This window comes from Bradyrhizobium sp. RD5-C2, from assembly GCF_019972155.1.
Taxonomy (GTDB): Bacteria; Pseudomonadota; Alphaproteobacteria; order Rhizobiales; family Xanthobacteraceae; genus Bradyrhizobium.
The window spans coordinates 141,907-155,993 of sequence record NZ_BOVL01000057.1; the positions used below are offsets into that span (position 1 = coordinate 141,907).

General features: G+C 65.1%; 11 protein-coding genes. 7 read left to right on the forward strand and 4 right to left on the reverse strand.

The features are described 5' to 3' along the window. Positions 1-56: 56 nt before the first annotated feature. Positions 57-1,268 carry an ABC transporter substrate-binding protein gene (locus BraRD5C2_RS36875; RefSeq protein WP_374708094.1) on the reverse strand — a complete coding sequence of 404 codons (1,212 nt, stop codon included), beginning with the start codon at positions 1,266-1,268 and terminating at the stop codon, positions 57-59. Positions 1,269-1,451: 183 nt separating this feature from the next. Here BraRD5C2_RS36875 and BraRD5C2_RS36880 point away from each other — a divergent pair, with 183 nt between their 5' ends. Together BraRD5C2_RS36880 and BraRD5C2_RS36885 are read left to right on the forward strand one after the other, a co-directional pair. Then, complete coding sequence (locus BraRD5C2_RS36880; RefSeq protein WP_223976929.1) at positions 1,452-2,573, forward strand: molybdopterin-binding protein; 1,122 nt, start codon at positions 1,452-1,454, stop codon at positions 2,571-2,573. Between the two features lie 9 nt (positions 2,574-2,582). Next, positions 2,583-4,532, forward strand: a complete 1,950-nt coding sequence (locus tag BraRD5C2_RS36885; protein ID WP_223976931.1) for a molybdopterin biosynthesis protein — start codon at positions 2,583-2,585, stop codon at positions 4,530-4,532. 167 nt (positions 4,533-4,699) lie between these two features. On the opposite strand, the gene BraRD5C2_RS36890 is transcribed toward BraRD5C2_RS36885, so the two are convergent. Next, positions 4,700-5,008, reverse strand: a complete 309-nt coding sequence (locus BraRD5C2_RS36890) for a hypothetical protein (protein WP_223976933.1) — start codon at positions 5,006-5,008, stop codon at positions 4,700-4,702. 114 nt (positions 5,009-5,122) lie between these two features. After that, positions 5,123-7,684 (reverse strand): fused MFS/spermidine synthase, encoded by a 2,562-nt coding sequence (locus BraRD5C2_RS36895; protein ID WP_223976935.1) that lies wholly within the window; start codon positions 7,682-7,684, stop codon positions 5,123-5,125. Positions 7,685-7,940: 256 nt separating this feature from the next. On the opposite strand from BraRD5C2_RS36895, the gene mobB reads away from it, so the two are divergent. The 5 genes from mobB (at position 7,941) to BraRD5C2_RS36920 (ending at position 11,539) form a co-directional block, all read left to right on the forward strand. Continuing rightward, positions 7,941-8,468: a molybdopterin-guanine dinucleotide biosynthesis protein B gene (gene mobB / locus BraRD5C2_RS36900; RefSeq protein ID WP_223976937.1), complete on the forward strand. Its 528-nt coding sequence runs from the start codon at positions 7,941-7,943 to the stop codon at positions 8,466-8,468. A 56-nt stretch (positions 8,469-8,524) separates the two neighbouring features. Beyond that, complete coding sequence (locus BraRD5C2_RS36905; protein WP_173638168.1) at positions 8,525-8,794, forward strand: sulfurtransferase TusA family protein; 270 nt, start codon at positions 8,525-8,527, stop codon at positions 8,792-8,794. A 324-nt stretch (positions 8,795-9,118) separates the two neighbouring features. Then, entirely contained in the window at positions 9,119-10,771 is a 1,653-nt protein-coding gene (locus BraRD5C2_RS36910) for an OFA family MFS transporter (RefSeq protein ID WP_223976939.1), read from the forward strand. Positions 10,772-10,860: 89 nt separating this feature from the next. Beyond that, on the forward strand, positions 10,861-11,139 hold the full coding sequence (locus BraRD5C2_RS36915; RefSeq protein WP_092116219.1) for a hypothetical protein: 279 nt from the start codon (positions 10,861-10,863) through the stop codon (positions 11,137-11,139). A 124-nt stretch (positions 11,140-11,263) separates the two neighbouring features. Beyond that, on the forward strand, positions 11,264-11,539 hold the full coding sequence (locus tag BraRD5C2_RS36920) for a hypothetical protein (RefSeq protein ID WP_223976941.1): 276 nt from the start codon (positions 11,264-11,266) through the stop codon (positions 11,537-11,539). Between the two features lie 172 nt (positions 11,540-11,711). Here BraRD5C2_RS36920 and lon read toward each other — a convergent pair whose 3' ends face one another. Further along, positions 11,712-14,087, reverse strand: a complete 2,376-nt coding sequence (gene lon / locus BraRD5C2_RS36925) for an endopeptidase La (protein ID WP_223976943.1) — start codon at positions 14,085-14,087, stop codon at positions 11,712-11,714.

A 14,087-nucleotide genomic window follows, 5' to 3' on the forward strand; every position in this document is an offset into this window, starting at 1 on the left:
CTCGAGATTCCGGGTTCGATGCTGACGCATCGCCCCGGAATGACGACCTTCGGTCGTCACTTCTTGATCATCGAACACGCAGGGTCCGGCGGGCCGAACGCGTCCTCGCCCGAGATCTTGGCCAGGATCTTGTAGTAGTCCCACGGATACTTCGACTCGGCCGGGGTCTTGACCTGCACCAGCCAGAGATCGTGCACCATCAGATTGTCCTCGCGCAGTTTGCCGTTGCGGGCGAAGAAATCCTCGACCGGCTTCTCGCGCATCTTGGCCGCAACCTTGAGCGGATCGTCGGTGCCGCTGTCCTTGATCGCGTTCAGATAGGCGGTCACGGAGGAATAGACGCCGGCCTGCCACATCGTCGGCATCCGGTTCATCTTGGCGAAATAGCGCTTCGACCATTCCCGGGTCTTGTCGTCCATGTCCCAGTAGAACGAGGTGGTCAGCAACAGGCCCTGCGCGGCCGACAGTCCGATCGAGTGGATGTCGGTGATCAGCGCCAGCAGCGCCGCCATCTGCTGCCCGCCGGCGAAGACTCCGAACTCGGCGGCGGTCTTGATCTCGTTGGTGTTGTTCGGCGGTCCGCCGGCAATGCCGATGATCTTGGCCTTCGAGGCCTGGGCCTGCAGAATGAAGGACGACAGATCGGGCGTCGCAAACGGCGGCCGCACCGCGCCGAGCACCTTGCCGCCGTTCTTGGTCACGATCGCGGAGGCGTCCTTCTCCAGCGAGTGGCCGAACGCATAGTCGTCGGTGATGAAGAACCAGCTGTCGCCGCCGCGCTTCACCACCTCCTGGGCGGTGCCGACCGCGAGCGCCCTCGTGTCGAACACCCACTGCATCGCGTAGGGTGAGCAGAACTTGCCATGGAAATCGGTCGCGCCGGTCGAATGCGTGATGAACAGCTTCTTCTTCTCGTTAGCGATGTTCTGCACCGCCAGCCCGACCGCCGACACCGGCACGTCCACGATCAGGTCGACCTGATCGACGTCATACCAGCGCCGCGCGATGGTCGCGCCGATGTCCGGCTTGAGCTGGTGATCGCCGACGATCACAGAGATGGGCTTGCCGAGCACCTTGCCGCCGAAATCGTCGACCGCCATCTGCGCGGCCGTGACCGAGCCCTGTCCGGTCGGCGTCGAGGCCGGGCCGTTCATGTCGGTCAGTACGCCGATCTTGACGATGTCGTCGGATACCTGTGCCGATACTGCCGAGGAGGCCAGCAGCGCGGCTGCGAGCGTCCCGAACATGGCTAGTCTGGTGGCGATCATTCTGTCTCCCTCCTGAATTGGCGCATTGGCCATTTTGTTTGTGCCGGGCCTCCGGGACCCGGTCATATTGGTTTCTTTTGCAACTAGTTTGGGGTCCGCGTCAACGCGCCATCGGTCTAATGACGGAGGGTCGGACCGGCCCGAGGCGGTTTCTTTCGGGGTCGATTCAGTCCATAGCGGGCCATGGTCACCGCCCAGCGCCTTCCGGCTTCGCTCACCCCGCTCGATGCGGCGCTGGCCGCCGTGCTGCGTGACCTCGCACCGGTCCAGCCGGTCGAGCTCCCGCCGGCCGACGCCTTGCGCTGCGTTGCAGCCGAGATGCCGGCGCTGCGCGCATACCCGTTGCACGATGTCGCCGTCGCCGACGGATGGCCGATGCGCGCCAATGATTTGGTCGGCGCGTCGTCCTATGCGCCGCTGCCGCTGGCCGGGCTGCCGGTCTGGGTGGCGGCCGGCGCGGCGATGCCCGATGGTACCGACTGCGTGGTCGATGCGAATGCCATCGACACATCCGGTCCGCTGCCGCAGGTGCTCGCCGAAGCCATTCCGGGGCAGGGCGTCCGGCGTGCCGGCAGCGACATTGCCGCCGGGCGTGCCGTGATGCCGGCGGGAGAACCGCTGCTGCCGCGCAGTCTGCTGCTCGCACGCGCGGCCGGACTGGAGCTGTTGCGCGTCCGGCGGCCTCGGCTTCGCATCGTCAACATCTGCAACGGTCAGCTGACCGCGCAACTGGTCGCCGACATCGCGCGCCTCGCGGGCGCCGAGGTCGTCTATGCCGAGGCGACGCCCGATGTGACGGAAATTGCAGATGCACTCGAGACCGCCGGCTGCGACCTGATCATCACGATCGGTGGCACCGGCGTTGGTCACACCGATGCGGCGGTGAATGCGCTGGCGAGGTGCGGCACGTTGCTCGCGCACGGCATTGCGCTGCAGCCCGGGCGCACCGCAGCGGTCGGCCGGATCGATGCGACGCCGGTCGTTGCCTTGCCGGGCGGGCCGGATCAGGCTTTCGCGGCCTGGTGGGCGATTGCGCTTCCCGTGCTCGACCGACTGTCGGGCCGACGGCCGCGTCAGACATTGGCGCTGCCGCTGGAACGCAAGATCGCCTCCGGCGTCGGTATCGCTGAGGTCGTGCTGCTGACGCGTCAGCAGGGTCCTCAGAAGGATTTTTGGACCCCGCTTGCGATCGGCGACCTGTCGCTCGATGCCATTGCGCGTGCCGAAGGGCTGCTGATCGTGCCTGGAGCCGCCGAGGGCTTCGCTGCAGGCACGGTTGTCGATGCCTATATGTTGCGGGAGTGAGTTCCCGAGATGACAAATATTTTCACGCCGAAACCCAACTCATCCGTCGAGCAGGACCAGTTCCTGACCATCCTGTCGCGCGAGGAGGCGATCGCGCGCTTCGAGGCGGCGCTGTTCCCGCGCCAATTGCCATCCGAGACGCGGCTGCTCGCTGACGCGCTCGGGCGTGCGCTGGCGGAGGACGTGGTGGCGCCGATCGACGTGCCGCCGTTCGATCGCTCCAATGTCGACGGCTTTGCCGTGCGCTCGGCCGATCTCGCAAGCGCAGGCGAGGGCGCGCCGGTGCACCTCGCGCTGAACGACGAGATCATTTCGTGCGGCACCGCGCCGACCCGGCCTGTGTTCCCGGGCAGCGCGACCGCAATCGCGACCGGCGGTCCGGTGCCGCGCGGCACGGATGCGATCGTGATGGTCGAGCACACCCAGCCGGCCGGAAATGGCGCCATCGAGGTCCGCCGCGCAGCGTCGCCCGGGCAGTTCGTGTCCTATGCCGGCTCCGACATCGCGCGCGGCGCGGCGCTGTTGCGCGCAGGAACGATCATCGGGTCGCGCGAGATCGGCATGCTCGCGGCCTGCGGCATCGCCGAGGTCGCGGTGGTGCGGCGTCCGCGTGTTGCGATCCTCTCGACTGGCGACGAACTGGTGCAGCCCGGTGAGACGTTGCGGCCGGCCGCGATCTACGACACCAATGGTGCGATCGTCACCGCGGCGATTGCCGAGAACGGCGCAGACGCGTCGTTCCTCGGCGCGATCGCTGACAATGAGGCGATGCTCGAGGCCGCGATGCGCAAGGCGCTGGCGGACAGCGACATGTTGGTGCTGTCGGGCGGCACCTCCAAGGGCGCAGGCGACGTCTCGCACCGGATCATTGCCCGGCTCGGCAAGCCCGGCATCATCGCGCATGGCGTGGCGCTGAAGCCGGGCAAGCCGCTGTGCCTTGCGGTCTGCGACGGCAAGCCGGTGGTGATCCTGCCGGGCTTTCCGACCTCGGCGATGTTCACCTTCCACGACATGATCGTGCCGGTGCTGCGGCGGATGGCCGGGCTGCCGCCGCGGTCGGATGCCAAGGTGGCGGCGAAGGTGCCGGTGCGGATCGCCTCCGAGCTCGGGCGTACCGAGTTCGTGATGGTGTCGCTGGTCGAAGGCGCCGACGGCCTGATCGCCTATCCCGGCGGCAAGGGCTCGGGCGCGATCACGTCGTTCGCGCAGGCCGACGGCTTCCTGAAGATCGAGGCGCTCGCCGACCAGCTGCCGGCCGGCAGCGACGCCGAGGTGACGCTGTTCACGCCGCATGTGCGGGTGCCCGATCTCGTGATCGTCGGCAGCCATTGTACCGGACTCGATCTCGTCACCGCGCCGCTGGCGCATGCGGGCCTTGTGGTGCGTTCGATCGCGGTCGGCAGTCTCGGCGGGCTCGCCGCCGCCAGGCGCGGCGAATGCGATCTCGCTCCGATCCATCTGTTCGACGACAAGACCGAGACCTACAACACGCCGTATCTGGCCGACGGTCTCGAGCTCGTGCCGGGCTGGCGGCGTATGCAGGGCATCGTGTTCCGCAAAGACGACACGCGCTTTGCCGGCTTGAGCGCAGAAGCGGCGGTGCGCGCCGCGCTCGCCGATCCCGCCTGCATCATGGTCAACCGCAACCAGGGTGCCGGCACGCGCATCCTGATCGACCGCTTGCTGGCAGGCAGCCGGCCCGATGGCTACTGGAACCAGCCGCGCTCGCACAATGCGGTCGCGGCCGCGGTGGCGCAGCATCGCGCCGACTGGGGCATGACCATCGCACCGGTAGCCCGCGCGTCCGGGCTCGGTTTCATTCCGCTGGCCGAAGAGCATTACGACTTCGCGCTGGTCACAGTGCGCAAGCAGCGGCCCGCGGTGCAGGCCTTTCTCGACGCGCTGGCATCGGATAGAGGCCGCGCCGCGTTGACTGAGGCGGGGTTCAGGCCGGCGTAGCCGGTCCGCGCCAGCTCCACCGCTGTCGTCCTGGCGAAGGCCAGGACGACGATGAGGATCGTTCGCAATCCAAGTTGCCCCGCCACGCGATGACAGTTGTGGTGGGTATGCAGCCCCGCAATTTCGCGACATTAATTGTCGAGCTTTGCTGCGCCCGCGGATCCTGCTCAGTGCCGCATGGCCATCTCGACGAACTCCAGCACGGAGCGCGGGATCTCGTCGTATTCGACGAAACGGCGCCGCAGCTCGTCGGCAATATCGGTTGTGACGTCGCGCGACCATCCTTCGCTGGTATTGAAGGCTACGATGCGGACCGGATGGTTGTAGTGGTCATCCAGCAGACGGCGGATCAGCGTCTTCCGGTCGGTGCCTTCATCGGTTTCGCACCAGGCGCGGCCAAGCCGGCCAAAATCGTTCAGCACCAGATAGGTGTCATGGTCGATTTGGTGCGGCACGATCGAAGGCGAGCGAGGCATAGGTGGTGCTCCGGTACGCCACAATATCGTGTTCCGGGCGCCCGGTGCATTGGAAACTTCGAGGTATATCCGCTGGATAAGTCTCCGACGGCGCTCCGCGAGCAGGTTGCCCGATCACTCGCGCAGCTTGCGGTCCAGGAAGCCGACATAGGAATTATCCGGATCGAGTTTGACGGCCAGGCGAAGCGCGGCACGGGCGGCGGACTTGTCGCCCTCAGCCGTGGCCTGGTGCTCATCCAGAATCGCATTGGCCACCGTGCGCGCGGTGTCGAGACGGGCCTCGTCGATGGATTTGTCGGCAAGATAGGTTTCGACGGGCTCGCGGAGGCGCTTCAGTTCGTCCACGCTGACCGAACTCAGCGGATACCAGTTGTAATATTCGAGCCGCGGCCGATCATCCGTGAGGCTCGGCACATCCCTGACAAAGGCCGCGAGCTTTTCATCAGCGGCGATGAACGTCGCCAGGAAATCCTCGGGCGAGCGCAGGCCGTTGGCTGTCAGGTCTTCAGCCACGCCCGGCTTCGACATGCGCGTGGCGAGCACGCGAGGATCGATTGTCAGCGGTTCATCGGAGGCGATGGCCACGCCTTCCATTCTGGACGGCAACCACAGGGAAACGTGTTTGAACTGGCCCATCATGGCCTTGAGGATCATCTTCGGAAGAATGCCGCGGTTGAAGTCCAGCGGCACCCACTGCGCGAGAACGGCGCCGGGGCGCATCTTCTGCTTTGCCAGCGCATAGAATTCCTCTGTGTAGAGGTTGATGACGCCGGCGTCATGGGGCGGCGGGGGCTCGAGGGTGATGACGTCGAATGTCTCGTTCGTTCCCAGCAGGAAGTGGCGTCCGTCCGCGACGATCTGATGGACCTTGGGATTTTGATAGAACTGCTTGTTGATCGGCACGAAACGGGGCGCGAATTCGAAAACCGTCGGGGCCAGATCGACCGCGTCGATGGATTTTAGTTCCTGATGGGTGCTGACCGCACCCACCGTGGTGCCGGTCCCGATGCAAATGACAACAGCCGTTTCAACCGGGCTCGGGTGCAGCAGAATGGGATAGTGCCCCATCGCGGCCATGTAGCGTCGGCCTTCGGGACGGTTGTTGGCATAGCTCTTCGAATTCACCACGAGTTGCTGATAGGTTCCCGCCGCCTTCTCGCGATACTCGACCACTGCAAATGTTGCTTGTTTGGTTTCGCGCAACTCGAGGACATTACCGCCTTCGATCGCGGTGAGGACCCGTTCCAGATAGTGCGGGGTGAAGAGCAGCAGCGCTACGGCGATGATGCTTGCGGCTACTGCGCCTTGCCGCCACAGGCTGCTTTCCTTCACAAGACCCGGTTGCGATGCGGTCGTCGCGACAAAGAGCAGGACGTTCAGAACGATCAGGGCGGTGAGCGCCCCCTGGCTGCCCAGATAGGGGATCAGAAGAAACCCTGCCGACAGGGAGCCCACCACGCCGCCAATCGTGTTCAAGGCGTAGAGCGTGCCGATCCGGCGGCCCAGCGCGCTCATCTGCATCACGGTCAGTTCGCTGGCCAGGGGAAAGCTGATGCCGATCAGCGTGGTCGGCAGCAACAGCGCAACGGCGCAGATCAGGAAGAATGAGACGTCACCTCCCAGAAGCTCCTGCGCCGGGACTGGAACGAGGCCTGATACGATGGGAGACAGCACTGCTTCCACTGTGCGCGCCTTGCCGAGGATTCCAATGGTCAGCGTGGCCGCAACCGCGATGAGCAGCTGCGTCACGGCGAAGTATCGCAGCAATTGATCCTTGCGCGGTGCGAGCAGCCTCGCGCAGATCAGGGCGCCGATCACCAGCCCAAGCAGGTAAACGCCGAGCATGCCCGAGAAGGCGTACACACTCGAGGTGCTGACATTGGTCAGGAAGCGGAACCAGACGACTTCATAGGCGATGGACACGAATCCGGAGCACGCGAAGATCCCGATGAGGATGGACGTCCCGCGATGCCCCGGCCCGGCGGTCTGCATCGGCGCTTCCGCCGCGACCGGCGACAGGGGGCTTGTGCCGCGCGCGAGGAGCAGGGCCACGCCGCCGACGCAGACATACAGGCCTGCTGCGACCAGGCTCGATCCTGTGATCCCCCAGAGGCCCATCAGGACAAAGCCGACGGCCAGGGTGCCAATCGCGGCGCCCAGGGTGTTGAACCCGTAGAGCAGGCCGATGCGATTGGCGAGGTCGGTTTGCGTGCGGGTCAGGAATTTCACGAGGAAGGGCAGGGTCGCGCCCATCAGCATCGTCGGCAGCGACAGGATGGCGAGCGACAGCGCGACCATGAGCGGCAACCGGAGTGGAGACTCCAGGTCCAGCATGGGCGACAGCCAGCCCACCCATGTCGACCAGTGCGACAGGAACGCGGTCACCGCCAGGCAGACGACGGCGAGCGCGAGTTCGAGAAACCCGTAGATTTTCAGGGGGCGCCTGACGGTGTCGGTGATCCGGCCCCCGACGGCGCTGCCCAGCGAGAGGCCAAAGAAGAAGCTCGCCACCGTGACGCTCACGGAGACGGTCGCGCTTCCCAGCACGAATTGCAGTTGCTTGAACCAGAGAACTTGGAGGATCAGGGATGCCGCGCCCGACGCCAGGAAGATAGTGGTGACCAGAACCCGGTTCTTCAGGCTTATGGCGTCTCGAACACCATCACGATTGGGCACTGGACAGGCCTCCCATTGATCGGGAGAACTGGTACGGCAAATGCCGTTAATATTGCCCTTATGGGGCGGTCTACTGGCGTTTGCGCTGCCGCGGGCGCAGCTGCTCCGGGAGCTTCCCAAGGCGATTCCTAAGGCGACTCCCAAGGCGCTCCTCCCGGGAGCCTGATCGATCGCCATCCGCCGGCGGGGCTAGCATGACATTGCGTCAAGGCTGATATAAGCAGCATTGGACGTTATATGTCTGCGGAGATTGCGTATGAAGGTGATAGGCCTCGCGGGCTGGAGCGGAGCCGGCAAGACCACCCTGCTGTCGCGGGTGATCCCCTATCTGCTTGGCCGGGGCTTGCGCGTCTCCGTGATCAAGCACGCCCATCACGAATTCGATGTCGACGTGCCCGGCAAGGACTCCTGGGTGCACCGGCAGGCCGGCGCGACGGAGGTGCTGGTATCCTCGACGCGGCGCTGGGCGCTGATGCACGAGCTGCGCGGAGCTCAGGAGCCGCGGCTGCCGGAACTGCTCGCCAAGATGGCGCAGGTCGATCTGGTCGTGGTTGAGGGATTCAAGCGCGAGCCGGTCAACAAGATCGAGGTTTATCGCGCCGCCAACGGCAAGCCGCTGCTGTTCCCCGACGACCCGCGCGTGGTCGGGATCGCCAGTGACGTCGCAGTCGAAACCAGGCTGCCGGTCGTGCATCTCGATGACATCGAGGACGTCGCCGAATTGATGCTGCGCTCGGCTATTCCGGTCGACGATGTGCTGGCTGCGGCCGCGGCGGAAAGCTGACAAGGCGAGAAAGTGCCGCCGTTGACGATGCATGACGGCTTCGCCATGGTCGAACCATGACCACGACAAAGCTCGATCTCACCGGCCTGAAATGCCCGCTCCCCGCGCTGAAGACGCGCAAGGCGCTGAAGAGCGTGACCGCGGGTGATTTCCTCGAAGTGCACTGCACCGATCCGCTTTCGGTGATCGATATCCCGGCCCTCATCCAGGAGACCGGCGACAAGGTCGAAATCACCGAGCGAAGCGACGTCCGGATCGTTTTCCTGATCGAAAAGGCGAATGGAACGATAGATAACCCAAATGCTGCAGCGCCGCGTATGCGCTAGATCCGGCCTGATATCTACCTTTTGCCAATCGACACCTATTTTCCATTCTGCGCGAATTGATAATCTCCGCCGGGTTGCGGAGATGGAGGTGCGCCCGGATTTGGGCACACCGACGGACGGCGGTCGGCCTGCGTCCAGATCACGGGCTGCACGGCTGGGCATATCCGGTCGTATTGGGGGTTAGCATTTGCGGAATGCGCGTGGTTGGTCCCGGCGCATCGAGGAAATGTGCGGAGCAGTCGCCTGACGGTGACCGCAAAGGGCTGAGACGGGATCGAAGACGCAGATGCGCCTGACGTAACGGCGGCTGCAGGGGAGGAGTCAATGACCACAGTGAGCAGCGCCGAACGCGTATCCGCGGCAGGCGCAGGTTTCCTCGACAAGGAACACACGATCGCGACCGCCGGCTTCAACCGCTGGCTGGTGCCGCCGGCGGCGCTGTGCATCCATCTGTGCATCGGCATGGCCTATGGCTTCTCGGTGTTCTGGCTGCCGCTGTCGCGCGCGATCGGGCTGACCGCGCCGAAGGCTTGCCCCGATATCTCGCTGATGCAGGAATTGTTCACGACGACCTGTGACTGGAAGGTCGCGAGCCTGGGGTGGATGTTCACCCTGTTCTTCGTGGTGCTCGGCGTCGCCGCCGCGGTATGGGGCGGCTGGCTCGAGAAGGTCGGGCCGCGCAAGGCCGGCTTCGTCGCCGCGCTGTGCTGGTGCGGCGGCCTCGTGCTCGGCGCCATCGGCATCTACTTCCATCAGCTCTGGCTGATGTGGCTCGGCTCCGGCGTGATCGGCGGCATCGGTCTCGGCCTCGGCTACATCTCGCCGGTGTCGACGCTGGTGAAGTGGTTCCCCGATCGCCGCGGCATGGCGACCGGCATGGCCATCATGGGTTTCGGCGGTGGCGCGATGATCGGCGCGCCGCTCGCTGACCGGCTGATGACCTACTTCAAGACGCCCACCTCGGTCGGCGTCTGGGAAACCTTCCTGGCCATGGCGGTCATCTATTTCGTGTTCATGATGATCGGCGCCTTCCGCTATCGCCTGCCGCCGTCTGGCTGGCAGCCGGACGGCTGGACACCGCCGTCCAAGACCAACGCGATGATCTCGACCAAGAACGTCCATCTCGGCAATGCGCACAAGACGCCGCAATTCTGGCTGATCTGGTGGGTGCTGTGCTTGAACGTGTCGGCGGGTATCGGCGTGATCGGCATGGCTTCGCCGATGCTGCAGGAGATCTTCGCCGGCAAGCTGATCGGGCTGCCCAACGTTCCCTTCAACGGGCTCGACGTATCGCAGAAGGCACAAATCGCGGCGATCGCCGCAGGCTTCGCCGGCCTGCTGTCGCTGTTCAACATCGGCGGCCGCTTCTTCTGGGCGTCGCTGTCGGACAAGATCGGCCGCAAGAACACCTATTACACGTTCTTCGTGCTCGGCATCGTACTTTACGCGCTGGCGCCGACCTTTGCCGTGATGGGATCGAAGCTGCTGTTCGTGCTCGGCTTCGGCATCATCCTGTCGATGTATGGCGGCGGCTTCGCCACGGTGCCGGCCTATCTCGCCGACATGTTCGGCACCCAGTTCGTCGGCGCGATCCATGGCCGTCTGCTGACGGCGTGGTCGACCGCGGGCATCATCGGTCCGGTGGTGGTGAATTACATCCGTGAATTCCAGCTGGCTGCCGGCGTGCCGCGCGATCAGCTCTACAACACCACGATGTATATCCTGTGCGGCATGCTGATCGCCGGCTTCATCTGCAACTACATGATCAAGCCGGTCGATCCGAAGTGGCACATGAGCGATGCGGAAGTGGCGAAGCTGCAGGCGGCGACGGCGACCGGCGGCAACGGCGCGACCGGATCGTTCGGCATCGGCAAGGGCGGTCTGGACGGCAGGGCGGCGCTGTTCTGGCTGTTCGTCGGCATTCCGCTGGCCTGGGGTATCTACATGACGCTGCTCAGCGCGGTCAAAATCCTCTGATCGCGATCATCAACGCCGCGGGCCGCCGATTCCCGGCGCCCGCGGCATTCGCTCTATTTCATGAACAGAAATCGGATTGGGGGATATCAATGTTTCGCACCCGGATTTGCCTTGCCGCCGCGCTGCTCGCCCTAGGGTTGCATGCCGCGTCGGCCCAGACCGCGGCACCGACAGCACCGGCACCGGCCGCCACCACCACGGCCAAGCCGTCGAAGATCAAGCTGACGATGGAGAAACTGAAGGCGATGAAGGAGCAGTGGCGCGCCAACAAGCCCAAGCTCAAGGCCTGCCGCAAAGAGGTGAAGCAGAAGGGACTGACCGGCGACGACCGCTGGTTCTATATCTCGGACTGCATGGCCAAGAGCTGACCCCGTCCGGTTCGCCGTCACGGCGTGCGGCTCGGTCGACGAGAGAGCCAACACGAAAATCAAGTCAGTAACGCTGTCGCATTACTGCAAATAAGGTTGAGGCGTCGGACATCAGGAAGGCGTTATGGCTGTGCTGTCCGCATGCGAGAAGGAGTATCGCGGCGACTACTACACCCAGAAGCAGGCAACACATGGAGGCCTAGCCATGTCACGTCACAACAAGATGCCGCCGATCCCGCCCGCCAATCGCAGCAACAGGGGAACGGGCGGCGAAGCGGACGTCAAGAAGGATACCTCATCGAAGAAGGCGGTCGATAACTTTGCGGAGCAAGGCGACACCGCCAACGTCAAGCAGAACACAACCAACGCCGGTTTTTTCAAGGGGCGTAGGGTCAAGTAGTTGGCCGAAGCACTGCTGGCGTCGGAGAGGGGCGTGATGACTTCTCTTTGAATCGTCATCGCACTCAATCTTCTTCTTTGCGCATGATCTCGCGCTAACACCCTCGCGTCTGTCGCGAGGGAAAGCCGGTTTCCACTCTTCCAGATCATCCCCTAACCCGCCGGCGATGGCCTCACTCCGCAGCCGCGGGTGTCGCCTTGGCGGGCTCGAGCGCCGCGGCGATTGCCTCGTCGACGCGCTCCAGCCAGATGAACTCCAGCTTGGCGCGGGCGCCGGCGGGGATGTCGTCATAGTCGCGCTTGTTGCGCGCCGGCAGCATTACCCGGGTCAGGCCGGCGGCCGCGGCGGCGACCACCTTTTCCTTGATGCCGCCGACCGGCAGCACGAGGCCGCGCAGCGAGATCTCGCCGGTCATCGCGGTGTCGCTGCGCACGGTACGATCGGTCAACAGCGAGGTGAGGGCGGTGAACATCGCGACACCCGCGCTCGGGCCGTCCTTCGGCGTGGCGCCGGCGGGAACGTGGACGTGGATGTCGCTCTTCTCGAACACGGCGGGATCGATGCCGAGTTGCGTCGCGCGGCTCTTCACCAGCGTCAACGCGGCCTGCACGCTCTCGCGCATCACGTCGCCGAGCTGTCCGGTGATCATCAGCGCGCCGCGGCCCGGCGTGCGCGAGGCCTCGATGAACAGGATGTCGCCGCCGACCGGCGTCCAGGCAAGCCCGGTGGCAACGCCCGGGATGCTGGTGCGCATCGCGATCTCGTTCTCGAACCTCGGTTGGCCGAGCAGCGACACGATATCCTTCGGTGCGATCGTGACATGGCTCGTGCTGCCATCGGCGATCTGCACCGCGACGTTGCGCAGCACCTTGCCGATCTCGCGCTCCAGATTGCGGACGCCAGCCTCGCGGGTGTAGCTCTTGATGATCAGCCGCAGCGCGTCCGGTTCGATCTCGGCCTGCTCGGCCTTGATTCCGTTGGCCTCGAGCTGGCGGCGCACCAGGTAGCGCTTGGCGATCTCGAGCTTCTCGTCCTCGGTGTAGCCGGGAAGGCTGATCAGCTCCATGCGGTCGAGCAGCGGCCCGGGGACGCCGTCGAGCATGTTGGCGGTGGCGATGAAGACGACGCGCGAAAGGTCGAACGGCACGCCGAGGTAATTGTCGCGGAAGGTCGAGTTCTGCTCGGGGTCGAGCACCTCTAACATCGCGGCCGACGGATCACCCTGGATGCCGCGGCCCATCTTGTCGATCTCGTCCAGCATCATCACGCAATTGCGCGCACCGGCCTTCTTGATCGCCTGGATGATATTGCCGGGCAGCGCGCCGATATAGGTGCGGCGGTGGCCACGGATTTCGGCCTCGTCATGCACGCCACCGAGGCTGACACGAACGAACGGCCGCGACATCGCGCGCGCGATCGATTGGCCGAGCGAGGTCTTGCCGACGCCGGGCGGCCCGAGGAAGCAGAGGATCGGCGCCTTGCCGCCGGGCGCGAGCTTGCGCACCGCGAGATATTCGATGATGCGGCTCTTGATCTTCTCCAGGCCATAATGGTCCTGGTCGAGGATCTTGCGCGCTTCGGCGATGTCGATCGGCTTCTCCTCCGGAATGCTCCAGGGCAGGTCGATCAGCCAGTCGAGATAGCTGCGCACCATGCCGGATTCGGCCGCCGCCTCCGGCATCCGCTCGTAACGGCGCAATTCCTTCTGCGCCTGGCTCTCGGCCTCCGGCGGCATCTTGGCATCCGCAATCGCCTTGGTCAGCTCGGCGACCTCGGCGGCCTTGCCGTCGCCCTCGCCGAGCTGGCGCTGGATGGTCGCCATCTGCTCGCGCAGGATCGCCTCGCGCTGCCGCTCGTCGAACACCGCCTTGGTCTTCTGCCCGATCTCCTGGCTCAGCCTGAGCACCTCGATGCGCTCGGCGAGATGCCGCGAGACCTTGTCCATCCGTGCCACGAGATCGACGGTCTCGAGGATGTCCTGCTTCTCCGCCGGCTTGATGTCCATATAGGAGGTCGCGAGGTCGGCGAGCGTCGCCGGCGAGGTCGTGCCCTGCAGCGCGGCGATCAACTCGGGCGGCGTCTGCGGCAGCAATTGCGCGGCCTCCAGCGCCTGGCGCTGCAGATTAAGGAAGCGCGCCTCGATCTCCGGCGAGGTGGTGGTCGGCTCGGGAATCTGGAGCACGCGGGCGGCGAGGAACGGCGTGCCGGGCAGATAGTCGAGCACGCGCATGCGCTGCACGCCCTGGCAGACCAGGTGATGGCTGTCGTCGGCGCCGGTGATGTAGCGCACGATGTTGGCGACGGTGCCGACACGGTAGAGCCCGTCGGGGCCGGGATCGTTGGCTTCGGGATCACGCTGCAGCAGGATGCCGATCGGCCGCTGCTCCCGCACCGCCTGCTGGGCGGCGGCAATCGAGGTTGCGCGCGCGATCGTGATCGGGATGATGACGTCCGGAAACAGCACGGTGTTGCGCACCGGGACGATGATCGTCGCGTCGCTCGGGATCGGCGCCGAGTTCGCCGGATTTGAAATGTCTGAAGCGGCCAT